This is a genomic window from Legionella massiliensis, from assembly GCF_000756815.1.
GTDB classification, from domain to species: domain Bacteria; phylum Pseudomonadota; class Gammaproteobacteria; order Legionellales; family Legionellaceae; genus Tatlockia; species Tatlockia massiliensis.
In genome coordinates this window covers 592,038-617,089 of the sequence record NZ_CCVW01000003.1, presented here as the reverse complement: position 1 = coordinate 617,089, position 25,052 = coordinate 592,038, and the positions used below count along the sequence as shown (strand labels likewise).

Below are 25,052 nucleotides of genomic sequence, written 5' to 3'. Positions count from 1 at the left end.
ATTGCTCTCATTGCCAAAATGAAACAGTTAAAATATTACAAGCCAATAATCCAAAGCTTGCTAGGATAGCACTGAGATAATCCAATTCCAGCGCCTGTTTATAAATATGGATTGTTACCATAAATTGCCAAAAGGTTAGGATCAAGGTTAAAACCAAATAGACAATACCAATAAATAGCAGAATCCCCTGATTTAAATCGGAGTTAATCAATAAAGGCGTCGCTAATAATAAGGGAAATGCAAAAAAATGGACAATCAGGTGACTTGCCAAGAGGGAGGTCAAGGTTTGTAAAGCCCTACCTGCTTTGCGATAAATTTTTAAGATGACAAAGGTATAGACAAAATAAGAACAAAGCAAAGTCAAGGCTGCCAAAATGGAAATAGCTAAATTAAATTGTTGCCTCAGATCTGCCAGATACCATTGAAATAGAATTAATATAAAAAATAAAAAAGCGACCATGACCATTAAAAATGGCGAATAGGGTGTGTTCTCAGGGCTCTCCTTCAAGAGAGCGACCATCCAATAACGCTTGAGTAGCGTCTCCCACATAATATTTCCTTATTAGTTTTTATTAGCTATCAGCTCGGACTGAGCAACTCAGCCCGAACGGGTCTAACCTTTAACCGCAGTAGCCCTAAGCCCGCAGAGGCACCTTACGTTTTTTAATAATACTTACCTGTTCTACCAAGGGTTGCTTCCAGGGTCCAGTAACTTTATAGGTATAACCGCTAATTTTTTGCATACCTTGATTGATAATTTTAGAAGCAACCCAAGTGGCAAATCCAACGATAGGTCCGCCTGCGATAGTTGCAACAATGGGTAAGCTTGCGGTGATATGCGGTGAAATTTTTAAATCCACATCATAATTCTGCTTGGCAATATCCAGATTTCCCTTCATGCCGGCATAGGCTACAGGGCCGTCAATATAACTATCTTGGGTAGTCATAATACCATTATGAATATCAAAATTTCCCTGGAACTTATCGAAACTATAACCAGCATGGGATAGGTCACTAAAATCTAATTTCAGGCGTCTGGGAATTGTTTGCAGGCTAAGGATGCTTAATAACTTGCCTAGGCCTAATTTTTCTTCAGTCTCAGTACTCAGGTTAGTGATACGGCCGTTCCTGAAGTCCATGCTAACCTGGCCGCTAACCTTAGCTAGCTGGAAATCTGGTATTGCCCCAGGCCATCCACCCTGGAATTGTATAACCCCTTCCTTTGCTTCAACAGCAGGACTAATTTTCCAGCGCGCTAAACTAGCCGCCAAATCACTAATTGTTAAATCTGCCGTTAGTTGCGTGTCGTTTAACTTGCCATCTTGTTTCCATGTCCCCTTTGCGGCCAAAACATAGGAAGGAGTATTTATTTTGCAGTGCTCAAGCCGCCAGAGTTTCTCTGTTGATCTTGTTTTTAAACTGACGTCACCGACCTCAACCTCTCCCCATTGGAAGGAAGCAATGTGCAAATCAAGATTGGGTATGTCTGTCGGTTTCAAGGCGGAATTTTTTATTTCCTTAGATTTATCCGCTTTAGTCTCAATGCGCAATTTATCAATCTGCCCTGTTAGTGTGTTTGAATCAGGCTTATAACGCAACTTTGCCATTAGGTTAGCCTGATTTAACTGTATAGCCCAATTATCTCCAGTCAATTTCGCAGCATTAATTAGCAACTCCTTGTATTCTTCCCTCCAAATTTTGGCGTTCTGAAGCCTAAGGTCAACCCGATTTAAACTTTTCATTAAAAGACTTTGCTCATTGACCTGCGGTAATTTTGCTTTGGCATCAAGCCATTGCTGTAAATCAAAGGAAGGCAAGGATCCTATAATGCTTAAGCCTTGCTCATTTTGTTTGCCTGCCTTAACGTTACCAATACGTATCTCACCTTTTTGTAGCTGAAACTCTTTTTTCGGACGAGAAAACCATAAATCAGTGCTTAGGCGATTATCATAATTAAAGCGTAAGCGCACTGCTTTTTCAGGGTTAAAATCAATATCTACGGTTAATGGCGCCTTTATCTCAGCAGGCTTACCAAGCGGTGGCGGTAAATCAATAGCAAGTCCGTCTAAACTTGTCTGTACTCGAAGATGATCCAAATCATTGGGATCATCTGTGAATTTAAGCGTAGAGTTCATCTGCAAAGAACCATGCAACAAAGCAAAGATGGGTAAGTTGAGTTTTTTGTTTAAGACACCTGCCTTTGCTGAACCAGAGAGTTTTACTTCCGTATAAGGAATTTGCTCATGGACTGAACGAATAGCCAGATTAGTTGGGCACTCGAGTATCTTTGTTTTTAAATTGGAACTTAAAATACCTGTCTCATTAAATTGCAAGCTACCACTTAGCTGGGTCAATTCGATGTCATCCATACTATGGTGTACATTAATCTTATCGTTTTTAAACTTAATTTCGCCTAGCGCTAGGATCGTATCATTCTGCGGATAGAGAGGAGCCTCCAACTGCAAGTGAAGATCAAGCAGCCCCTGCATTCTCAGCATGCTTAGGGCAGATAACTTTTTATGCAAGGGCGAAGACATGATATAGGCTAAGGCCTTGTCAGACTTAGCTGCAACTTGGGTGCGTAGTAAGAGAACTTCTTTATCCAATCCAATATCATCAATCCCTAATTTCGCCTTATTAATGATGATACCTTGCAAATTAGCATGGACAATATCCATATCTAAGTTACGCTTATTAACGCGCAAATTACCCTCTAAATCTTTGCTTAACGACCAATTACGCGCAAAAATCAGATCGAGCCCTTTAAAATGGCTATTAATTGAGAATTCACCGGGTTGTTTATCGTAGGGAAAATCAGCCAAAGCACCATTTACAACCAGGGTTCCGCTGAGCTCCTCAATACGCTTAACGTCGTGCTTAAGCCAAGCATCTAATTTCTTCTTTAAATGTTTTCCTGGAATATAAGGCAGCAAATGCTGGGCTTCGTTTGCGGAAAATTCTGCCCTTAGATTAATTTCTCCTGAGGAATCCTCTGTAATTTTATCGACTACAGCCCTTGCACTTAGCAAAAGATTAGAATGATTAATAACAAAACGATCGATATTCAAACGTAAGCCATCACTTAACTTTTGCCAATCAAAGACTACATCGACCACGGATAGGCTAATAGGCTTTTGCTGTTTTAGAGTGATTACCGCATTGTCACTCGCCAGCTCTAACTGTCCCTGGTTTGGCTGCCAATGCAACACTCCTGATAGATTAGTCACGCCAGGCTGTGAATCCAGTGGCTGCCAGCCCAGATCGGAAAAACGGCTAAGGACAGAATCTATCCCCTGCGTTGTAAATTGAACCTGAGTATCATGAAGCTGGCCCTGGGGTTTTACCGCCAAAATTGGCTTCATTTTTTCTGGCCAGGTGATGGAGGTGTTCAGTATGGATTCAAGCTGGAGATTTTTAACAAAAGCAAAATAACTCTGGGTCTTGCTTTGATAACGCAGCATAAAGCTGTTTTCTGGCCAACGAGCTTCACTTAGACGCAAATGCACCTGATCAGCGTCTAATTGCCATCCTTCCTTATTTGGCTTCCAAGCTAAATTTGCTTTAATAGTTTGAATTAATTGAGTTTTTTCAGTTTGTTTATCCGTCCAGGCCAAATGATGGAAATTTACTCTTGCCTGAATATTACGAGTATGACCCTTTGCTATATCTGCCCAAAGCTGCAAATTACCCTTACCGCCTAATAGTTGAAAACGGCCTTCTGGAGTAAATCCCTGCCATTGTGCAGGGAGCAGATGTTGTACCGAAAAAAAGACCTGTCCAGTTGCCTTATTCAGGGCATAGGGATTTAAGGCCAGATCAGCGAGTAATTGAAAATTGGTTGCTGTAGTTTGTGTAAGCACGCCTCTTCCCTTAATGTGATAGTGTCCTGAGCGGTTTGCAATCGTGAGATTAAGCTCGGAAAGTGGAATAAGCGCGCCATCCAGCATATAGACCTGGGCTGAAAGATTTTTAATGATAATTTTTTGCTGTGTGAAAATCCAAATCAGGGCTGGTTTGAAAGTCTCTAGATCCCAGGTGAACTTCAGACTTTTGAGTTCACCAAGACCATTAATTTGCCAAGAGTCCTTTCCTTGATGAATACCTAAGTGTAAATCTTCAATCAATAGAACACCTGGCTGAATTTGCCAATGGCAGATTGAGCTAAATACATTTATGCCAATTAAAAGCTTGGATAATTTTACAGGCTCCTGCTTACCATCCCAGATGCTGATTTGATTTAGTTTAATAACAGGCTCAAACCAATACCATCCTGTTTCCATAGTATCAATGGTCACAGTCTCGCCCAAAAGCCGAGATAAATGTTGTTCTACCTCAGTCTTGTATTGTTTCGCCCAAGGAGTCAGTGCACGAAAGAGACTTGAAATAACTGCTGCTGTAATAATCAAAAATGCCAGGATTAACCAGCACCGTTTAAAAAATTTAGTCACTCGCTTTTTGTCACATTATTGACAGATTTTTTACTATACCATTGCTTTTGCGCGTACTCATCACTTTCTTTTTGTTCTATACGCTCTTTTCTTATATTCTCCTGCTTTTCGACTCGTTCAAGCAGACGCTGCACTACATCTTGTTCAGATTTTGCACGTAGATAGAGCGATTCATAATGCGCCCTTTGCTTGGCTAACTGACCTAACTGCTGGTTCAGATGAGACAGGGCATGATCTAGTTGTCCGATAAAATTGATTCGATTGCGTACATCACCAACCGTGCAACCCGCATCGCCAATTTGATTCAGCTGTTGCAAATAGTCCTGGCGATAACCAAGAAGCTGATTATGATGTGCCTTGCCAGCTGTGAATTGCTCGCGTGCCTGAGCGAGATCCTGAGCAGCTGCTCGGGTACTTTGCTCTTTGAGCGTTAAAAGCTGTTGTAAACGGTTAATGCGTCCTTTCATAAATTCTCCTAAAAGCCTACGTCATGTCGAACGTAGAGAGACATCTCCTGAGTGTAGCACCGTGCTAATCCCGGAGATCCCTCACTATGTTCGGGATGACGGGGTCTTTATCGATGTTTGCCCCAAAGGGGTTTGGCGCTCGGGATGACGTAGTACACATACTATAAACTCCGAAAAGCCCAATACTTCTATTCCAAGGTACTGGCTAATTGATTTAACAAGCCAATACTATTGGCAAAATCAACCTTTTCATCCATGCCCTGGGCAATATATTCCCTGATTTTTTCTCGGCTAGCGATCGCTTTATCTAAGAATTTATCATTGCCTTTGTTATAGGCGCCGAGCAACACTAAATCTTTATTTTTCTCGTAAATTGACAGGTATTTTTTTATCAAAAGCATTTTCCGCATTTGTTCTTCAGAAACAATAGCAGGCATGACACGGCTGATTGATGCCTCAAGGTCTATTGCCGGAAACTGGCCTGATTCAGCCAATTCTCGGTTTAAAACAATATGACCGTCAAGAATAGCGCGGGCAGCGTCTGCAATTGGATCCTGTTGATCATCACCTTCTGTGAGTACAGTATAAAAAGCTGTAATAGAACCACTCCCTGGTTTGCCATTACCTGCACGCTCCACGAGCTGGGGTAGTTTGGCAAAAACAGAGGGTGGATAGCCCTTTGTTGCTGGTGGTTCGCCTATCGATAAGGCGATCTCACGCTGAGCCTGAGCAAAACGGGTTAGCGAATCCATGAGTAGGAGCACATGTCTACCCTTATCGCGAAAGTACTCGGCAATGCTTGTTGCTACCATTGCACCATGCAAGCGCATTAAGGGGCTTTCATCAGCGGGTGCTGCAACGACCACTGCACGCTTTAGCCCTTCTTCTCCTAGGTTTGTCTCAATAAATTCTTTTACCTCACGACCACGTTCACCAATTAAACCAACAACAACCAGATCGGCAGCAGTAAATCGAGTCATCATGCTAAGGAGTACTGATTTTCCTACGCCTGAACCAGCAAAAAGCCCTATTCGCTGTCCTCGACCAACGGTGAGCAAGCCATTAATTGCTCGAATACCAACATCCATTGGCGTATCAATTGCCGCGCGCTTTAGGGGGTTAACTGGTTGGCTAAGTAAGGGATAGGTTTCATCAAGCTCTAAGAGTTCGCCATCGTCAATGGTTTCTGCTGCTCCATTAAGTACTCTGCCTAGTAAGGCATCGCCAACACCGACCTGGGCAACTCGGCCGCTTGGAATAATAACCATGCCTGGTGCAATTCCTTGGGTATGGCCTACCGACATCAGATAGGCTTGCTCATTATCAAAACCAACCACTTCGGCTTCAATTCGTTCCTTATCGTTGATTTTTACCCAGCAGCGCGCACCCACGGCCTGATGAAACCCTCTGGCCTCCAAGGTTAAACCGATAGCTCGGCTGACTCGGCCACAGCGAACCATCCCTGAGTCAGGTTTGCTTCGTATTGCCCCCAGGGTTTTAAAAAGTTGCGATTGATAAGCATTCATGAGGAGCCTGCAGCGTCTAAATTATTGAGACTTTCTTCATCTTGTAAATAAGTTTCAAAGAGCTTCTGCAGGCGCGTGCTTAAACGACCGTCCAAATCGCTATATTCATTTTTCAAATAAAAATCGCCACGCTTTAATGTAGGGTCTGCAACCAGGAAATAAGTTGCGGCTGATTCCCTTATTTCACTTAACTCATTAATAATGAAATCAACATCATCAGGATGCATGGCAAGCTGCTTATAACCATTTAGCGAGGGCAACTCCTGTTTGACTAGCTCCATCAAAATAGTCAGTTTCTCGGGATTGATTGAAAGTTCAATGCCAATGCAGGCTTCACAAATCCAGATGATGGTTTTAATAATCTCTTGAGTGAGGGCGTTATCCAGCAAAACTGTTGGCTGCTGTAAAAGCGTAATGCAGGCCGCTAATTCACGTTGTTTGCTTTGCACATGCTCCGCTGCCTGTTTTAAACCTTCCTGATACCCCGTGTTACGTGCTTCCTCACGCAAACGCTCGCATTCCTTAGCAAACTCTTCTTGGGGGTCTACCTCAATAACTGGTTCAGGTTCGGGACCTTTGATATCCCAGATATTAAAGGCTTCGCTATCCTTTTCCTCATAGAGAGGTTGAAAATTGTCTTCCACGTTACTGTCCTTAAACCTAGAATTGTAAGAACGTAGACTGGTCTGTTAAGCCCATAGCCGTTACGTTAAGAGCCTTTGTCATTGCCGCGAAAGCGGGAATCTATCCATACAATGGCACTGTGCTTTGTGAGAAATAGTTTCCCGCCTTCGCGGGAATGACAAAACTATCTTGGGCTTAACAGCCGAGCCTATATCCCGTCATCTACGCTTTTAGGTTAAATCATTTTCCTCATAGAGAGGTTGAAAATTGTCTTCCCGTTACTGTCCTTAAACCTAGAATTGTAAGAACGTAGACTGGTCTGTTAAGCCCATAGCCGTCACGTTAAGAGCCTTTGTCATTGCCGCGAAGGCGGGAATCTATCCATACAATGGCACTGTGCTTTGTGAGAAATAGTTTCCCGCCTTCGCGGGAATGACAAAACTATCTTCGGCTTAACAGCCGAGCCTATATCCCGTCATCTACGCTTTTAGGTTAAATCATTTCGTCGCCGCCCTTGGTACCAAGAGCGATTTTGCCCTCTTCTGCAAGGCTTCTGGCAATGGCTAAAATTTCGCGTTGGGCTTTTTCGACCTCGCTCACCTTTACCGGCCCTTGCATTTCTAAATCGTCGCGTAATAGATCTGAAGCTCGTTTTGACATATTGCCAAAGATCTTTTCTTTGACAACCTCAGTGGTTCCTTTTAGTGCAAGCATCAGCTGCTCAGTCGAAACATCGCGCAGCAGGGTTTGCACACTACGGTTGTCCATATCAACTAGGTTTTCAAAAACGAACATCTTATCTTTGATTTTATTGCAGAGCTCTTCGTCCCATTGGTGGATTTTATCCAAAACATCGGACTCGACAGAGCCCTCGAGAAAGTTAATAACATCAGCAACGCTCTTTATTCCGCCCACAGAAGCAATTTTACCTACCTTCTGACCACTCAATTGCTTTTCAATCACATGCCCCAGTTCAGAGATTGCTTCCGGTTTCACGGTATCAATAGTGCACATACGCAAGAGTACCTCAGCGCGTTTTTCAGTTGAAAAATAACCAACAACCTCAGCAGCCTGCTCACTATCCAGATGAATCAGGATTGTTGCGATGATTTGTGGGTGTTCGTTACGAATAACGTCAGCAATTAGGCGAGCATCTAGCCATTTTAGGCGGTTGAGGCCACTGTCTTTGTCTGAGACTAAAATCCTGTCGATGAAGGGGATCGCATTTTCCTCGCCCAGGGCGTTAATCAGGATGGTGCGCAGATAATTTTCTGCATCTACAGTAAGACTGGTTTGATCTTCAATCGCATTTAAAAATTCGCCCAGTACACCTTGCATTTTAGCTTTAGAGACTGAGCTCATTGTTGAGATTGCCATCCCTACTTTTTGCACCTGACGCGGTTCGAGATGCTTGAGCACCTCTGCCGCATTTTTCTCACCCATTCCCAGAAGTAATATTGCAGCGCGTTCAATTCCATCCATATCTTATCCCCGCTCTACCCAGGTTTTTACTACTTGGGCTACTCGTTTTGGCTCTTTATCAACGACCTGACGCAATAAGGCTAATTGCGATTCATAATCACTGGCATGTGGCAACATATCCTGAGCTTTATAAGTCAGTTCACCGAGCTTTTCTTCTTCATTTTCTTCGGGGACACCTACCAGAGTTTTAAACAAGGGTTTTAATAGACCAAACACAATGCTTAGGACAAGTATCGCAGCAGCCACTTGTTTAATTATCGACCAAAACCAATCCTTTTGCCAAAAATGTAGCTCAGGTAGGTCAGGGATTCGATCCGGTTTAACAAAATGGCTATTGATGACATTCAAACTATCGCCGCGGCTGGTATTGATGCCAATTGCGTCTGCTACCAAGATTTTTAATTGCTGAATCTCAGCAGCAGTTAAGGGCTTAGAGACCTTTTTCTTAGTTTTTGGATCTATCAGCTGCTTATCGTCAACCAGCACAGCAACCGTCAAACGTTTGATTGTTCCTGGTTGATTTTGTGTATGGCTAATTGTTTTATCCAGTTCGAAATTTTTAGTAGATTGGGTACGATAATCACTCGATTCAGTATCGCTATTTGTTGCACCTAATTGTTGAGTTCTAGGTGCTGCTGGCTGAGCGTTCTTAGACTGTTGTAAGGCTGCATTGGCCGGCGGCGTATTTGATAAAGACCCAGGAACACCAGAAGACGTGCTACCCGCACTACGCTTTTCTTCCATTTTTTGTTCACTACGCACTGAGGGTAACTCAGGATTGTAAGTTTCTTGAGTTTGTTCAAAGGAGGTGAAATCAATATCCGCAGATACTCTTGCCTTTACTCGCCCATAACCTAGGTAGGGAGTCAGGATATCTTGAATTTTTTGGACATACTGCTGTTCAAGACTCTGGCGATAATCCATAAAGCGTTCGGTATTTGTGAATAAATTCTGGCCACCCCCCTCACTTAATAGTTGGCCATTCTGATCAACAACGGTTACCCGACTGGCAGAAAGATTAGGGATACTTGAGGCGACTAAGTTGATTATCGAGGCGATCGTTTGTTTTTTAAGCTCGAGTCCAGAGTAGACATCGATAAATACGGAGGCGCTTGGCTCACGATTATCGCGCACAAAGGCCGATTCACGCGGTATTGCCAAATGGACTCTGGCTGATTTGATATCATGAAATTGGCTTATCGTCCGTGCAAGCTCGGTCTCTAAGGCCTGTTTATAACGTGCATTCTCCATAAACTGACTGGTATTGAAGGTATTATTACCGGCAAATAATTCATAACCAGCACCATTGCCTCGGGGTAGCCCTTCTGCTGCCAATTTCATCCTTGCATTTTGCATATCATCGGCAACAACTAGTATCGTTCCTTGATTTTTATCGACCTTAAAAGGGATATTAGAGCGCTGTAATAAGCTAACCACCTCAGCCGCATCACGGGAATTTGCATCACTATACAAGGGTAAATAATTTGGTTCACGCGACCATAAAACCACAGCAACGCCAATTGCAACGCTTGCCGCCAAACCAAACAACAAGCCAACTTGTCTGGGAACAGACAAACTCGCAAACTTCGCAGCAGCCGTTGATGCATTGTCAGCCAATGCCATGATTTACTCCTGTATTTATAATTTCCAATTTACCTTAGTTTCTACTTCTTCCGTCATCCTGAGGAGCTTGCAACGAAGGAGCTCCCTATTGTGGCACAATGCGTTTTTCAGGAGATCCTTCGCTTCACTCTGGATGACGTTAAATAGACATGTTCATTATGTCTTCATAGGCCGCAATCAACTTATTTCTAACACTTAGAGTTGCCTGAAAAGCGATATCTGCCTTTTGTGTCTGAATCATTACCTCACCAATACCCACGTTGCTATCTCCCACTTCAAAACGGGCTTTTAGAGCATCTGCTGATTGTTGCAACTGGTTCGTTTCATTCAGCGCATTTTGAAAAACCTCGCCGAAAGACTCTTGAACCCCAGCAAATTCGACACTTGAACCAGCCGCTTTGCTTGACATCAAACGCATCTGGTTCATCAGAGAAATTGTATTAACGTCACTCATGCTATCCCTCGCAAAATATAAGAGCCCCTCATCCGCCCTTCGCGCACCTTCTCCCCGGCGGGGAGAAGAAATCATTCTATCTACACAACAATGCCCTATTAAACCACGTAGCCCTCTTCACGCATTTTCGCTAACTTATAGCGTAAAGTACGTTCACTAACGCCTAAGATCGCTGCAACACGTTGCCTGTTGCCCTGATGGGCTTTCAAGGTTTTCTCAATCAAATCAAATTCATGATTTTGCAGACTTTTACTATCACTCAGCACCTCGGCTTTCGATTCATCTTTTGATTCAACGTCCTCATAGTCTTCTGCCATAGCTGATAACTGTAGATCAGCGACTTCGATAACTCCGTTTGTTTGTAACACCAAAGCCCTTTGCACCACGTTGTCCAACTCACGTGCATTACCCGGCCAGCTGTATTCTAGTAAAGCGTTCTTCGCAGCCTCACTTAGGGCAGGTATCAGGGGTTGGTTATTCTGACAATGGCGGCGTATCAGATAATTCGCTAAAGGAAGAATATCGCAAGATCTTTCGCGTAAAGGCAACCAATGTAGAGGGAATACATTCAAACGATAAAATAAGTCTTCACGAAAACGGCCAGCCTTGACTTCATCCAGCAATTTTCTATTTGAAGTGGCCAGCACACGGACATCAAGATTGATTAATTTATTGGCGCCAATGCGTTCTACTTCTTTTTCCTGCAAAACTCGTAATAACTTAGCCTGCAAACTCAGGCTCATCTCACTCACTTCATCAAGCAGCAAAGTTCCGCCCTGGGCTTGTTCAAATTTTCCTGCTGTAGATTTGTAAGCACCGGTGAATGCACCCTTCTCATAGCCAAAGAGCGTAGCCTCTAGCATCTGCTCAGGTATTGCTGCGCAGTTAATAGCGATAAAGGGATTGTTGCGTCTTGGTGAGTGATCATGAATGAAATGCGCCAACACTTCCTTACCAGTACCACTTTCACCACTAATCATGACACCCACATCTGATTGGGCAACTCTTAAGGCCATAGAAAGTAAAGCCTGGCTTTTTGGATCTTGGGCAACTGGCTGACTGTCATCTTCGCTTAGATCGGGCTTAATATAGCGATTAATTTTTTCGGTTAAGGCATGAGCACTGAAGGGTTTCTGGAGGTAATCAACTGCACCATGACGCATCGCATCTACGGCATCTTCAACCGAGCCATGGGCTGTCATTAGAATGACAGGGACGCCAGGATTACGACGTTGAATTTCAGCGAGCAACTGCTGACCATCCATCTTGTCCATGCGAATATCGCTTAAAACGATAGCAGGACTATGTCGTTCCAACATAGCCAGTGCTTCTTTGCCATCTTTTGCTGCCAAATAAGAGTGCCCGGCAAGACTCATAGTCTCTGCGAGCGCCTCGCGTAAAACGGGATCATCTTCAACAATTAATACATCACTCATAGCTCGACCCTTTGTGCAAAATACCATTATCCTAAAAAAAGGATAATCATGGTAGATTAATCGTTATACAACTTCCCTGCCCTGGTATTGAATCCAATTCAACGTCTCCACCATGCGCTTTAACTACCGCATAAACCACAGCCATTCCCAATCCAGTTCCCTGCGCCTTTGTCGTGAAGAAGGGGGCAAAAGCCTGTGATTTCACCTCATCTGACATACCAACACCATTGTCACTAATTTGCAACTGCAAACCACATCCTTTGTTTTGCTTAATAACCAAGGTAATGCAATTTGCTTGCGCTTGCAAAGCATTAATAATCAGATTTAACACGGCCCCAGTCAAGGATTCAGCATATAAGGAGTATTCTGTCTTATCGCTGATCTGGTTTTTAATAATCAATTGAGCTGAGTCTGCCTCAACTAAAGGCGAAGCCCTTTCTCTTAGCCGTTCACACCAGTCTTGTATGCTAATTAACACTGGATCCACCTTTTCACCACGGGCAAAGCGCAGTAAATCCTGAATTTGTTTTTCGATGCTAGCATGACAGCTTTGTATTCGAGCCAGCCATTGCTCACATCGCTTGTCATCAAAAACCAGGTTGGCTAAATGATCACTATATAAAATAGCTGAGGACAAAGGTGTTCTAAGCTGATGCGCCAACTGCGCGGTCATACGTCCTATTGTAACCAAGCGATCCTTATTCGCCCTATCTCGCTCATAAGCGCGAGTAGCAGTCATATCAGTAAGTACGACTAATTGTCCGGGTAAACTGGCCAGGGATGAAATAGCGACCTGAACCCTGCGCCCATCAACCAGAGATACTTCAAGGCCATCATCTTCACGGGGTGCGAAAGCACGCTGGATGATTTCCCGCCAGGGCTGCCCTTCTAACTCAGCGCCCAGTAATTGCTCCGCTGCGGAATTTAGCCAATGAACCTGCCCCTGAGCATTGAGCACAACCAAACCACAGGGTAGACAGGATAGAATATCACCTAGAGGTAAATCCTCTTGAAGCTTAGTGTCTTTGTTCTTAGTTGTATTAGCCTGCATAGTATTGATGCCTTAACTTGTTGGCATGAGCAAAGCAAAAAGTAGGCCAAATTTAAAATACATCTATTTTCAATGTGTTATGTAAAATGGTTGTAAGCTGGGCTAACAATCCCAGCCTACAGTTTTCTTATAATGGGCATCAAAAATAGCCAGCAATTTGACGCTACAAATTTTGACAGGCCTGATCCTTACAAGCTGTTCCCGATAAAATTTCTACAACTCGAGCGAGCCATTCCCCACTGTCTTTAGAAACAATAGTGTTTGTACGCCCATAAAGCGGGGCGCCAATTTTACAGTGCAGATATCTCGTTAGTGCCGCATCACAGTTCAGTGCAAAATAATGACGGTCGACATCGTTTGTACTGATATTATTTGTTGTCAGAAGCTTGCCGAAGGGGGTCTTAGTCGTTAGCACCGCGTTTTTAACATTCTCAGGCAAGGCTGCAAAATTCATGGTTATCGAAGCCAATTCAACAACAACCTCTTCTTTTGATTTTTGCGCTAAATTGGCATCATTTCTGGTCTTATTGCTATCAATAAACATAGTAATAATCCGCGAAAAAGTTTGTGTCTTATTATTTTTCAATATAGAAACAGCCTGGACCACTGGAGTTCGTTGATAATATTTTTCCATGCCAATCGTCATTAGCGGCTGGGTGAGAAGAAAATCATAGGGAGGAGGTAACAGTTTTGCCTCAAGATTAGTCGCTGTCACTGTCATTTTTCCACCAAGAAAATTCTCTAACTCCCTGATCTGCGTTAGTTTTTTACTCTGGGAATACTTGGTATATGACAAGGCTAACAAGCAAGCCACTATCAAGAGGATGAAGAACTTTAACTTCTTTCTTGCGAGAAACATTATGATTAGATCCTTTTAGTCTTAATTATAATGCCAGTTATGATACTACTAATTAATACCAAATCATGTATTATCCCTGGATGTTTCAATTTTGTCTTTGATTGCCTAAACGGGAAGCCTATGCAAAGCGTGCAACATTTATTGGATTTTATTTTACATATCGATGTTTATTTGCTTAATTTTGTTGCCAGCTATGGCACTTGGACTTATCTAGTACTGTTTCTCATTATTTTCTGCGAAACAGGCTTAGTCGTCACACCCTTTCTCCCTGGTGATTCGCTACTCTTTGTAGCCGGTAGTATAGCTGCCCAAACAGATTCTCCTTTGAATATACTAAGTCTTCTCGTTTTATTGATCATTGCCTCTATTTTGGGGAACCAGCTTAATTATCAGATTGGTAGACTTCTTGGCCCTAAGGTTTTTAAAGCCGAACGCTCCTGGCTTCTGAATAAAAAGCATTTGGAAGATACCCACCGCTTCTATGAAAAGCATGGTGGTAAAACGATAATTTTCGCGCGTTTTCTTCCCATCATCCGTACCTTTGCCCCCTTCGTTGCAGGAATAGGTTATATGGGAATCTCTCAATTTACTCTCTATAACATTGGTAGCGCTTTATTGTGGATTGGCAGTCTTTTGGGTTTTGGTTATTTCTTTGGTTCCCTACCCATAATCAAAGATAACTTTTCGATAGTCATTTATGGGATCATCTTACTTTCCCTTACCCCTCCTCTTATTAGCTTTATTTACCATAAAATCAGCGCTTCTTGCTGTGGTAAACAAGAGAGGACCTAAGATAGTCCCCACACTCCGTCATCCTGAGCGTAGCGAAGGATCTCCTGAATGAGGCACAGTGCTAATCCCGGAGATCCTTCGCTACGCTCAGGATGACGGAGCAGTGACAGAGCTAAACTGCTACGGTGAAAGTCTGTATTTGGCATGAACTTTTACAAGGACGTTAATGATTACAGCGATAACAGCAATCGGTACAGCTAATCCCCCTCATTTACATGAGCAGCAAACTGTCGCAAATACTATAGGGCAGTTGTTAAAGCTAGGGCTAGCCAAGAAAAGACTGCTCAAATCGATATATAAATCATCTGGCATAGAGAGTCGCTATAGTGTTTTAGCGAATGATCAGGAAACAACAGAGCAATTTACGTTTATTCCGAACTCGGTAGCTACTTCGCCAAGCACTGCAACAAGGATGGAAATTTACCGGCAAAATGCCCTTCCCTTGGCTATGGCAGCTATCGAATCCTGCTTAGCAACTAAAGAAAATTTTGCTAAACAACAAATTACTCATCTCATTATTGTCAGCTGCACTGGCATGTATGCCCCGGGTATTGATATTGAAATTATTCAAAAACTTAATCTTAACTCTACGGTCAAAAGAACAACTATTCATTTTATGGGGTGCTATGCAGCCTTTAATGGAATCAAAGCTGCTGATGCCATCTGCAAAGCTGATCCAGCAGCAAAGGCCTTGGTTGTCTGCGTTGAATTATGCACTATCCATTTGCAACATAAAGAAGACATGGACAACCTCATTGCCAATGCAATTTTTGCTGATGGCGCAGCTGCTGTGCTGATTGAAGCGAATCCTGAGCAAAACAAATACTTTAGCCTAGAGTACTTCCACTGTGATCTTCTTCCACAAAGCTCCAAAGAAATGGCTTGGCATATTGGTAATCATGGTTTCGATATGGTGCTAACCTCCTATGTTCCTGAGGCAATTAAGTCAGGCATAGCCAGTTTTTTTCATAAGCTTATTGCCCAGGGTAAATTAACGCCTGAGCTAATCGACATCTATGCTATCCATCCTGGCGGAGTCAAAATATTGCAAGCCTGTGAAGAAGCCTTAAAAATTAGTCGAGAAAAAAATAACTACTCTTATGAAACCCTACGTAATTTTGGCAATATGTCCTCGGCAACAGTTTTGTTTGTTTTAAAGAGCATCTGGGATGATATTAAAAAGGACAGTGATGATAATAAACGAATTTTTAGCTGTGCCTTTGGTCCTGGTTTGACCTTGGAGTCGATGTTGCTGAGTGTAAGGCATTGTGAAGCTGTTGTATGAATGTTATTTGGTAATAGGACTCTCTCGCTCCGAAAGCTGAATCACCAATTCGAAGTCCATTTTTTATTTATTTTTCTCTGCGTCCTTATCTAATTGACGTAAAAAAGCCATCTTATCTGCAATCTTCGACTCGAGTCCTCTGGGCACCGGCTCGTACCAGCCTGGTTCTTTCATTCCCTCTGGTAAATATTTTTCACCGGCAGCATAAGCATTCGGCTCGTCGTGGGCATAGCGATAGGCGTGGCCATAGCCCAGTTCTTTCATTAGTTTTGTTGGTGCATTGCGCAAATGGACAGGAACCTCGCGTGATTTGTCTTGTTTTACAAAGGCCATGGCCTTGTTGAAAGCAACATAACCTGCATTGCTCTTGGGAGCTACTGCCAGATAAATGACAGCCTGCCCCAAAGCTAATTCACCTTCAGGAGTGCCTAAGCGCTCAAAGGTTGATGCAGCATCGTTAGCTAGCTGGATTGCACGTGGATCGGCCAGACCTATATCTTCCCAGGACATTCTCACTATACGGCGTGCCAGATAATGCGGATCTACGCCGCCATCAAGCATACGACATAGCCAATAGAGGGCGGCATCAGGATTCGAGCCACGCACGGATTTATGCAAGGCAGAGATTTGATCGTAAAAGTTTTCGCCACCCTTATCAAAACGACGACCGCTTGGGCTTAAGGCATTGACAATTAAAGTATCAGTCACTTGATCAACGCCCTGCGTCCTTGCGGCCGTATTTATTTGTTCCAGAAGATTAAACAAACGGCGGGCATCGCCATCGGCATAGCTGACAAGATGTTCGATAGCCTGTTCCTCAAATCGCAGATGCGCCAAAACCATTTCCTGAGCACGTGCTATCAATAGTTTTAATTCTGTTTCTGTGAGCGGTTTAAGTACATAAACCTGGGCACGGGAGAGTAAAGCAGAGTTCACCTCAAAGGAAGGATTTTCCGTTGTTGCACCAATAAAGGTAACTAGCCCCGATTCAGTAAAGGGAAGTAAGGCATCTTGCTGGGATTTATTGAAACGGTGTATTTCATCAATGAAAAGCAGAGTATGTCGCTGTAAGGATAAATACTGTTTTGCCTGTTCAACCGCTTCCCGAATATCCTTAACCCCGGAAAAAACAGCGGAAAGCGCTATCCATTCACAATCAAAAGCCTCAGCACTCAAACGAGCTAAGGTTGTTTTACCTACGCCTGGCGGTCCCCAGAGAATCATAGAGTGGGGTTTTCCTGACTCAAAGGCTAGTCTGAGGGGTTTACCAGGGGCGAGCAAATGAGTTTGGCCAACGACCTGATCCCAATGCTTAGGCCTTAATAATTCGGCTAAGGGAGCTTGGGGCTGGCTAGCAAACAAGCTCATTGCTGCACAACATCCGTCCCTTTGGGGGGCTTAAATTGAAACAAAGAGGCCGCAACCTTCGGATTAGATTTTACATTGGTTAAACTGACAATCGTGTGTTGCCCCAACTGATCGTACATTTCAATACCAGCTAACACATTGTTTTTAAATATAAGTTTCAATCGTTGAAAATTAGCCTTCTCTGATTTTGAATGTAAATCATAAGCTTGGTCTGCACCTGTTCCCGTTGCACTAACATCAAAGTCACGAGTCACAGTATTATCATAACCACTTAAAAACAAGGCAGCTGTACCACTCAGCTCATCATCTTGCTTTTTAACAGTGACTTGCTCCAAATCAACATCATAAACCCATAGCTTTTTACCATCAGCAACAACGAGCTGCTCCATAGGGTCCTTGGTCTGCCAGCGAAAACGACCAGGACGTTCCAGCGCCATTGTTCCAGTGGAATGAGAAATTTCTTTTTGTTTTGTTTTAACGACCTGATTGAAATTAGCCGTCAGCGAATGCATAGCATTAAGCCTGGTTTGCAACTCATCACCGGCTGAGTCACAGAATGCATTAGTTGCAAATACCAATGCTAGAAGGGAAACAAAACGCTTCATCGCCTAATCCTCACTTATAGTAGTTACTAACACATCACGAAAACCACCATCCAATGGCCCTACAACACCAGTGCGCTCCATTTCTTCCACAAGCCGTGCAGCACGGTTATAACCAACTTTTAAACGACGCTGAACTGCTGAAATACTGGCTTTTCTTGTTTGAATCACAAATTCAACAGCCTGATCATAGAGGGGATCGGCTTCTTCTGTATCTTGTCCCTCATCACCAGAACCACCTTCTGCCCCATCACCTAGAATTTGCGTAATTTCATCAATATATTCAGGCTCACCTCGCGAACGCCAATCGTCCGCGATGCGATGTACTTCCTTATCGTCAACAAAAGCCCCATGTACCCGCAGAGGTGCGCCACTGCCTGGAGCCAAGTATAGCATGTCGCCATGGCCTAATAATTGCTCAGCCCCTTGCTGATCAAGGATGGTTCGCGAGTCAATTTTTGATGACACCTGGAAGGACATGCGAGTTGGGATATTCGATTTGATCAATCCAGTTAACACATCAACCGAAGGTCTTTGTGTTGCAAGAATCAAATGTATTCCTGCAGCACGGGCTTTTTGGGCAATTCGCGCAATCAACTGTTCAACTTTTTTACCCACAACCATCATCATATCGGCAAGCTCATCGATCATAACAACGATATAAGGCAAGGTTTGTAGGAGAGGTGCTGTCTCGTCCATCGAGTCAACAGGCTTCCATAAAGGATCGTGTAAGGGTTCACCTTTCGCCGCTGCTTCAGTTATTTTCGCATTGAAACCGGCCAGGTTACGAACTCCCATTGCGGCCATCAAACGGTAACGTCTTTCCATCTCCCCTACACACCAGCGCAGAGCCGATGCAGCTTCTTTCATATCAGTAACCACAGGAGTTAAAAGATGGGGAATGCCATCATAAACCGATAGTTCCAACATCTTGGGATCAACCATGATCAAGCGTACTTCCTCTGGCGTCGACTTGAACAGCAGACTTAAAATCATCGCATTAATACCGACTGATTTACCTGAGCCTGTTGTTCCAGCAACCAGTAAATGAGGCATCTTTGCCAAATCAACAACCATCGGATGACCAGCAATATCAACACCTAAAGCCAAAGTCAGGGGCGAATGCGCTTGTTGATAAACGTCTGCTGTAAGCACTTCCGATAAGCGTACCATTTCACGATGTTGGTTAGGCAACTCAAGCCCTACCACTGTTTTACCTGGGATAACTTCCACAACCCTGACCGAAGTAACCGATAGAGAACGAGCCAAATCCTTGGCCAGGGCTGACAATTTAGACACCTTTATTCCCGCAGCCAGTTGTAATTCAAAGCGAGTAATAACGGGCCCTGGATGCACAGCTACAACGTCTGCTTGAATACCAAAATCGAGTAGATGCTGCTCGACCTCTCGGGATACACTTTCCAGTTCCTGATGGGTATATCCACCCATTGCTTTTCCTGGCTGCCCCTTATCTAACAAGTCTAAACTAGGCAAACCAACTGCAACTATAGACATCGCTTTGGCGCTGCGTGTTTCCTTGGCTAGCTCTTTCACAGGCTCTTTGGGCAGCTCTTTTGCGATTACTTTTGGCGCCTCTTTGATCGCCTCGTTAACAGGCGATTTTGCTGCGATAAGAATAGGTAGAGCAGACGCTTTATTCGTTGATTCAGCGAGTGAAATTGCACTCAGAGTATGCAGCTCATTACCTAAGGCAGGGACAAGAGTTGGCTCTGTTTTATCTTTCTTGATTGCTGGCAACTTAGGTTCAGAACGCTCAGCGACAACCGTTGGTTCCTTACCTCTGAAATGCTTAATTTTGGCCCTGATCAAACGCGAACTTGCTAGTACAGTTCGCAAGACCTTGGTCACAGTGAATAAAGCAACTCCACCAAGAGTTTCTGTTGCATGAACCCAGGACAATCCAGTTAGCAAGGTTACCCCAACCAGGAATATCGCCAGTAGGAGCAAGGTTGAGCCTTGAATATTCATCGCGTATTCAAAACCACCAGAAACGAAACTTCCGAGCACCCCACCAGCGCTGTGAAAAGCGTCGATTGCAGCAATTTGTGGCTCCAGACTGAGAAGGCCACAACCACCAATCATTAGGAAAACCAGACCGCTGGCACGTAAAAACATCGCCGGTCTATTAACGAGCTTAAGCGCTCGATGATCTTTTAGAATCTGCCAGGCAACGTAGGCTACACAAAGAGGTAAGAGATAGGCCAAATAGCCAAATAAAAAATAGAGAGCATCTGCAAGATAGGCACCAACCTGTCCCCCGGAATTGGCAATTTCGCTATTGGCTTTGCTGACATGTGACCAGCTTGGATCGCTGAGTTCATAAGTACTCAAAGAGAGCAAAACAAACAAGGCGCAGGCGGAAATAAAGATGAATACCCCTTCGCTAACACGGTTGACTAAAAAACTTGGCAGGCCTTTTTTAGGGTTTCTTGCTTGATTACCCACTTGTTGTTTTCCCATAGATCTTTAAATGTTCGTTATTTTGTCATAATATTTGCCATCTTAACACACTTAATAAGGAAGGCAGAGACAATGAGCAAAAGCAATCACCATCGATTGATAATTCTCGGCTCAGGCCCTGCCGGATATACTGCTGCAGTCTACGCTGCTCGTGCAAATTTGAATCCGGTGCTTATCACAGGCATGCAACCTGGCGGTCAATTAACAACAACAACTGAAGTCGATAACTGGCCTGGCGATGTAGAAGGTCTTATGGGGCCAGCATTGATGGAGCGTATGCAACAGCATGCCGAGCGTTTTGAAACACAAATCATTTTTGATCACATTATCAAAGCGGATCTACAGCAGCGTCCCTTTGTTTTGCAGGGTGATAGTGAAACCTATACCTGTGACGCTCTGATTATCGCTACTGGCGCATCTGCACGCTATCTGGGACTTGATTCTGAAAAAGCTTATCAAGGCCGAGGGGTTTCAGCCTGCGCAACCTGTGATGGCTTCTTTTATCGCAACAAGCATGTTTGTGTAATCGGTGGTGGTAATACCGCTGTTGAAGAAGCGCTCTATCTCTCGAATATTGCAGCCTCTGTTACTCTAATACATCGTCGCGACAGCTTGCGGTCTGAAAAGATTTTGCAAGACAAGCTCTTTGAGAAAGCTGAAACAGGAAATATCAAAACCCTATGGCACCACACCCTTGAAGAAGTACAGGGTGATAGCATGAAAGTAACTGGTGTAAAAGTACGTAATGTGCAGGATGATAGTACTCAAGAATTAAAACTCGATGGGGTTTTCATTGCCATCGGCCACGATCCCAATACCGGGCTTTTCAAAGAGCAACTTAATATGAAGGACGGTTATCTGATTATTAATTCAGGCTTAGAAGGCATGGCTACAGCAACAAACATTCCTGGCGTTTTTGCCTGTGGCGATGTCGCTGATCATGTGTACCGACAAGCAATCACCTCAGCAGGCTTTGGTTGCATGGCTGCTTTGGATGCTGAAAAGTATTTAGATCTGTTGGGAGTTGAATAAATTGACGCTTCACTGCCAGTATTTTTAAGTCCAAACGATTTCCGCTTTCCTAACCCGAAAGACGCTGATACTGAAGGGCTTTTAGCAATCGGGGGAGATTTATCCTCCGAGCGCATACTGGCAGCTTATCAACAAGGTATTTTCCCCTGGTATGAACCCGGAGGACCTATCCTTTGGTGGTCTCCAGATCCACGACTTCTTTTAAAACCCTCGCGCTTTAAACTTTCCCGCAGCCTAAAACAAGCGTTGAAGAAACCCTATGTGTTTAAGATAGATACCGCGTTTAGCCAGGTCATGCGGGCTTGTGCTAATGCCGAAGGAAGAATTAACCATACCTGGATTAGTGATGAGATGTGCGACGCCTATACCAAGCTACATCTCATGGGTTATGCACACTCTTTTGAAATTTGGCAGAATGAAAAATTAATCGGTGGTTTATATGGATTGAGCCTAGGCCATGCTTTTTTTGGCGAATCAATGTTTCACCAGGCACGTGATGCCTCAAAATTAGCTATGTACCACCTCTGCCAAACCCTGAATAGCTGGGACTTTGATTTTATCGATTGCCAATTACCAACACCTCATTTACAAAGTCTGGGAGCAGAAATAGTTAGTCGTAGCAAGTTTCTGCATGACTTACAGAAAACCTTGCAATATCCAACTCGTCGTGGACTCTGGGCCAATACAGAGAGCTAAAGTTTTGTGTTTTTTTACTAATTTTCAGCGACTCTCAATAGAGTTGATTGCCATTTTTCTCATTTTAGTGCACTATTTGCGCTTTATTTTTCGATATCTATTTGAGAGACCTATGGCGAAAGAAGATCATATTGAGATGCTAGGGACAGTTATTGACACCCTGCCAAATACCATGTTTCGTGTGGAACTAGAAAATGGCCATATTGTGACCGCACATATTTCAGGCCGTATGCGCAAAAACTATATTCGTATTTTAACTGGTGACAAGGTGAAGGTTGAATTAACACCTTATGATTTGACTAAGGGTCGAATTATATTTCGTGATAAGAACTAATTAATTTACTCCCCTCATCCGCCCTGCTGGCACCTTCTCCCCTTAGGGGAGAAGGGATAGGCTGGATGAGAGGAGTAAAGCCTAATGCCCAGCGATCATCATCTCTTCAAGCAAAATCGATCCACAACGTGTAGGAATATTAGGATTGTGATCATTGCCAACGGCAGCTATCGCCTTGAACATATCCTTCAAGTTACCAGCTATCGTAATTTCCTCAACTGGATATTGAATCTCACCATTTTCCACCCAGAAACCAGCGGCGCCACGAGAATAATCGCCAGTTAAACCATTAACGCCCTGCCCCATTAGTTCTGTAACTAGCAAGCCCGTATCCATTTTCCGCAGCAGATCTTGTAAATCACCAGCAGTGGGGTCAATTGTAAGATTAAAAACACCACCACTATTAGCCGTTGTCTTTACTCCCAAACGCCTGGCTGAATAACTACCTAAAACATATTGGCGCACGATCCCTTCCTCAACAAAAACATTATTCCTTGTTGGAACTCCATCAGCGTCGAAGGGAGAACTTCCTAAGCCTCTTGGTAAAAATGGCTGTTCGTAAACCCTGATATTTTGCGGAAAAATTTGCTGATCAATCGAGTCGAGTAAAAAAGTATTTTTACGATATAAATTTCCACCACTAATTGCATTAATAAAGCTTGCAAATAACCCCGAAGAAACGCGAGTAGAGAATAATACCGGTACCTTTTGCGTCTGCACCTTTCTAGCTCCCAAACGACTGGTGGCCCGCTCTACGGCACTCTTAGCTAAATTTTCCAGCGAATTTAAATCAATAGCACGCCTTGCGGTTGTGTAATCATAGTCACGCTGCATGGTTTCCCCTTCTTTGGCGATCAGCGAGCAGCTCAAACCGTGGCGAGTACTTTGAATAATGCCCTTGGCACCATTGGTATTGGCAAAGCCATTGCAAAATGCGTAGGTTGAAAAATTAACTCCATCAGAATTTGTAATGCGTTTATCCATTGCTAATGCCTGAGCTTCACAGGCGAGGGCTTTTTCTATCGCTTCAGCAGGGGTTATCTCCCAAGGATGGAAGAGATCCAAATCTGGATAATCATTATTGATTAGTTCCTTATCAGCCAAGCCAAAACAGGGATCAGCAGCGCTGACTAAGGCAATATCGCAGGCCGCGGTCACTAAGGCATCTAAGGCTGCTGGAGAGGTATCGGTACTGCTTGAGCTTCCTTTGCGATTGCCTATATATACAGTCAAAGCCACTCCTTTATCTTCACTAAAGGCAACCGTTTCAACCTCGCCCATCCGCACATCAACCGAATAACCGCTATCATGGTTTACAGAAACTGACGCATCTGTTGCGCCCTTTGCCTTGGCTCGTGCTAAAACATCTTGCATTAGCTCAGACAATTTGTTGGTTGACTTCGCTACCGCTCTATTGTTATTTTCCCCTAATGTTCCCATGGTGATTCCGCCACTAAAAAGTTTGTTCATAAGGATACAAGATTAATATGCCCAGGCAAACCATTGACCTTGTAAAATGGCTTACCCGAGCCTTAAAATTTTCAACGGCTGCTTTGCTACTCTTCGTTTTCGCAAATTATGCCTGTGCGACCAGTGATTGGCGTAAGCTTGCTCCAGGTATTGAGTATCAGGATCTTGACGGTAGCTTTTTAACGCCTTGGTCTCATGTCCATGTTTTTCGTATTGATCTCAAAGAAAATGAGTTATCACTGGTTTCGGCCAAGGATCTGTCTCGCCAACATGCGTCTATTGAAGAATATGCTCAATACTCTAAGGCCTTATTAGCCATTAACGGTGGTTTTTTTGACAATGATTACAAGCCGCTGGGTTTGCGAATTAATAATAAACAGCAACATAACCCCGCCAAAAACATTAGTTGGTGGGGTATTTTCTATATCAAAAATCAAAAAGCCTATCTGACTAGTGCCAATCAATATAGCCCAGATCACCAAATTGAATTTGCTATCCAAAGCGGCCCAAGATTGCTTATAAATAACCGCATCCCACCACTCAAACCAGGTCGGGCAGAACGTTCAGCCCTAGGTATTACTCATGATGGACGACTTATTATTCTAGTAACGGATAATATGCCCCTCTCTACAACAGAGTTAGCACAGTTGATGAAAGCTCAGCCGCTGAATTGCGAAAATGCTCTGAATCTTGATGGCGGTAGCTCAAGCCAGTTGCGAGCTCAGCTTGATTCTTTTCAATTGGATGTTCATGGTTTTTCTAATGTTAGTGATGCGGTGGTTGTTAAAGCTAAAAGCTGACCCCTCTCCCCCAAAGGCACTGCCGTTAAGTTAAGGAAGGTTTTGTCATTCCCGCGAAGGCGGGAATGACAAATGCCCTTAGCTTAATAGCTGTGTCCCCCAAGGAGGCGAGGGAATTTTTCTTTGCCCTCGTAGATGCGAGGATTTTTATTCAGAAACATAGAAACGCTTAAAAATAACGGATTTAAGCAGATTCACACATCTTATCCACAAGTTATAAAC

21 protein-coding genes are annotated in these 25,052 nt (G+C 43.6%); 6 read left to right on the top strand and 15 right to left on the bottom strand.

Annotated elements, in window-relative coordinates; genetic code table 11:
- Positions 1-7: 7 nt before the first annotated feature.
- The 11 genes from BN1094_RS14140 to BN1094_RS14090 form a co-directional block, all read right to left on the bottom strand.
- Positions 8-550 (bottom strand): hypothetical protein, encoded by a 543-nt coding sequence (locus BN1094_RS14140; RefSeq protein WP_044011733.1) that lies wholly within the window; start codon positions 548-550, stop codon positions 8-10.
- A gap of 85 nt (positions 551-635) precedes the next feature.
- Positions 636-4,448, bottom strand: a complete 3,813-nt coding sequence (locus BN1094_RS14135) for a YhdP family protein (protein ID WP_044011732.1) — start codon at positions 4,446-4,448, stop codon at positions 636-638.
- Positions 4,445-4,915 carry a flagellar export protein FliJ gene (fliJ, locus tag BN1094_RS14130; RefSeq protein ID WP_044011731.1) on the bottom strand — a complete coding sequence of 157 codons (471 nt, stop codon included), beginning with the start codon at positions 4,913-4,915 and terminating at the stop codon, positions 4,445-4,447. Before fliJ ends, BN1094_RS14135 begins: the two co-directional genes overlap by 4 nt.
- 188 nt (positions 4,916-5,103) lie before the next feature.
- The gene (gene fliI, locus BN1094_RS14125; protein ID WP_044011730.1) at positions 5,104-6,441 is read right to left on the bottom strand and encodes a flagellar protein export ATPase FliI; all 1,338 of its coding nucleotides are present in this window, start codon (positions 6,439-6,441) and stop codon (positions 5,104-5,106) included.
- Positions 6,438-7,085 carry a FliH/SctL family protein gene (locus tag BN1094_RS14120; protein WP_044011729.1) on the bottom strand — a complete coding sequence of 216 codons (648 nt, stop codon included), beginning with the start codon at positions 7,083-7,085 and terminating at the stop codon, positions 6,438-6,440. Before BN1094_RS14120 ends, fliI begins: the two co-directional genes overlap by 4 nt.
- A gap of 472 nt (positions 7,086-7,557) precedes the next feature.
- Positions 7,558-8,547: a flagellar motor switch protein FliG gene (fliG, locus tag BN1094_RS14115; protein WP_044011728.1), complete on the bottom strand. Its 990-nt coding sequence runs from the start codon at positions 8,545-8,547 to the stop codon at positions 7,558-7,560.
- 3 nt (positions 8,548-8,550) lie between these two features.
- On the bottom strand, positions 8,551-10,170 hold the full coding sequence (gene fliF, locus BN1094_RS14110) for a flagellar basal-body MS-ring/collar protein FliF (protein ID WP_044011727.1): 1,620 nt from the start codon (positions 10,168-10,170) through the stop codon (positions 8,551-8,553).
- Between the two features lie 139 nt (positions 10,171-10,309).
- On the bottom strand, positions 10,310-10,624 hold the full coding sequence (fliE, locus tag BN1094_RS14105; protein WP_044011726.1) for a flagellar hook-basal body complex protein FliE: 315 nt from the start codon (positions 10,622-10,624) through the stop codon (positions 10,310-10,312).
- A 98-nt stretch (positions 10,625-10,722) separates the two neighbouring features.
- Positions 10,723-12,060: a sigma-54-dependent transcriptional regulator gene (locus BN1094_RS14100; protein WP_044011725.1), complete on the bottom strand. Its 1,338-nt coding sequence runs from the start codon at positions 12,058-12,060 to the stop codon at positions 10,723-10,725.
- A 46-nt stretch (positions 12,061-12,106) separates the two neighbouring features.
- Complete coding sequence (locus tag BN1094_RS14095; RefSeq protein WP_044011724.1) at positions 12,107-13,111, bottom strand: sensor histidine kinase; 1,005 nt, start codon at positions 13,109-13,111, stop codon at positions 12,107-12,109.
- A gap of 163 nt (positions 13,112-13,274) precedes the next feature.
- The gene (locus BN1094_RS14090) at positions 13,275-13,970 is read right to left on the bottom strand and encodes a hypothetical protein (protein WP_044011723.1); all 696 of its coding nucleotides are present in this window, start codon (positions 13,968-13,970) and stop codon (positions 13,275-13,277) included.
- A gap of 120 nt (positions 13,971-14,090) precedes the next feature.
- Between BN1094_RS14090 and BN1094_RS14085 the strand changes: the two genes are divergently transcribed.
- Together BN1094_RS14085 and BN1094_RS14080 are read left to right on the top strand one after the other, a co-directional pair.
- On the top strand, positions 14,091-14,762 hold the full coding sequence (locus BN1094_RS14085) for a DedA family protein (protein ID WP_044011722.1): 672 nt from the start codon (positions 14,091-14,093) through the stop codon (positions 14,760-14,762).
- Between the two features lie 166 nt (positions 14,763-14,928).
- Positions 14,929-16,047, top strand: a complete 1,119-nt coding sequence (locus tag BN1094_RS14080; RefSeq protein WP_044011721.1) for a type III polyketide synthase — start codon at positions 14,929-14,931, stop codon at positions 16,045-16,047.
- A 63-nt stretch (positions 16,048-16,110) separates the two neighbouring features.
- On the opposite strand, the gene BN1094_RS14075 is transcribed toward BN1094_RS14080, so the two are convergent.
- From BN1094_RS14075 to BN1094_RS14065, 3 genes are read right to left on the bottom strand one after another with little or no spacing between them, the layout of a single operon-like run.
- Entirely contained in the window at positions 16,111-17,415 is a 1,305-nt protein-coding gene (locus BN1094_RS14075) for a replication-associated recombination protein A (RefSeq protein ID WP_044011720.1), read from the bottom strand.
- Positions 17,412-18,020: an outer membrane lipoprotein periplasmic chaperone LolA gene (gene lolA / locus BN1094_RS14070; protein WP_044011719.1), complete on the bottom strand. Its 609-nt coding sequence runs from the start codon at positions 18,018-18,020 to the stop codon at positions 17,412-17,414. Before lolA ends, BN1094_RS14075 begins: the two co-directional genes overlap by 4 nt.
- Before the next feature lie 3 nt (positions 18,021-18,023).
- On the bottom strand, positions 18,024-20,498 hold the full coding sequence (locus BN1094_RS14065; RefSeq protein ID WP_044011718.1) for a DNA translocase FtsK: 2,475 nt from the start codon (positions 20,496-20,498) through the stop codon (positions 18,024-18,026).
- 72 nt (positions 20,499-20,570) lie between these two features.
- Between BN1094_RS14065 and trxB the strand changes: the two genes are divergently transcribed.
- The 3 genes from trxB to infA all read left to right on the top strand — a co-directional run bounded on the left by trxB (position 20,571) and on the right by infA (position 22,560).
- On the top strand, positions 20,571-21,530 hold the full coding sequence (gene trxB / locus BN1094_RS14060; protein ID WP_044011717.1) for a thioredoxin-disulfide reductase: 960 nt from the start codon (positions 20,571-20,573) through the stop codon (positions 21,528-21,530).
- Positions 21,531-21,542: 12 nt separating this feature from the next.
- Positions 21,543-22,226: a leucyl/phenylalanyl-tRNA--protein transferase gene (gene aat, locus BN1094_RS14055; RefSeq protein ID WP_044011716.1), complete on the top strand. Its 684-nt coding sequence runs from the start codon at positions 21,543-21,545 to the stop codon at positions 22,224-22,226.
- A 112-nt stretch (positions 22,227-22,338) separates the two neighbouring features.
- On the top strand, positions 22,339-22,560 hold the full coding sequence (infA, locus tag BN1094_RS14050; RefSeq protein WP_044011715.1) for a translation initiation factor IF-1: 222 nt from the start codon (positions 22,339-22,341) through the stop codon (positions 22,558-22,560).
- 81 nt (positions 22,561-22,641) lie between these two features.
- Here the strand turns inward: infA and pmbA are convergent, their stop codons facing one another.
- Positions 22,642-24,030: a metalloprotease PmbA gene (gene pmbA, locus BN1094_RS14045; protein ID WP_099909024.1), complete on the bottom strand. Its 1,389-nt coding sequence runs from the start codon at positions 24,028-24,030 to the stop codon at positions 22,642-22,644.
- Positions 24,031-24,047: 17 nt separating this feature from the next.
- Here pmbA and BN1094_RS14040 point away from each other — a divergent pair, with 17 nt between their 5' ends.
- Complete coding sequence (locus BN1094_RS14040; protein ID WP_081935161.1) at positions 24,048-24,830, top strand: phosphodiester glycosidase family protein; 783 nt, start codon at positions 24,048-24,050, stop codon at positions 24,828-24,830.
- Positions 24,831-25,052 lie beyond the last annotated feature (222 nt).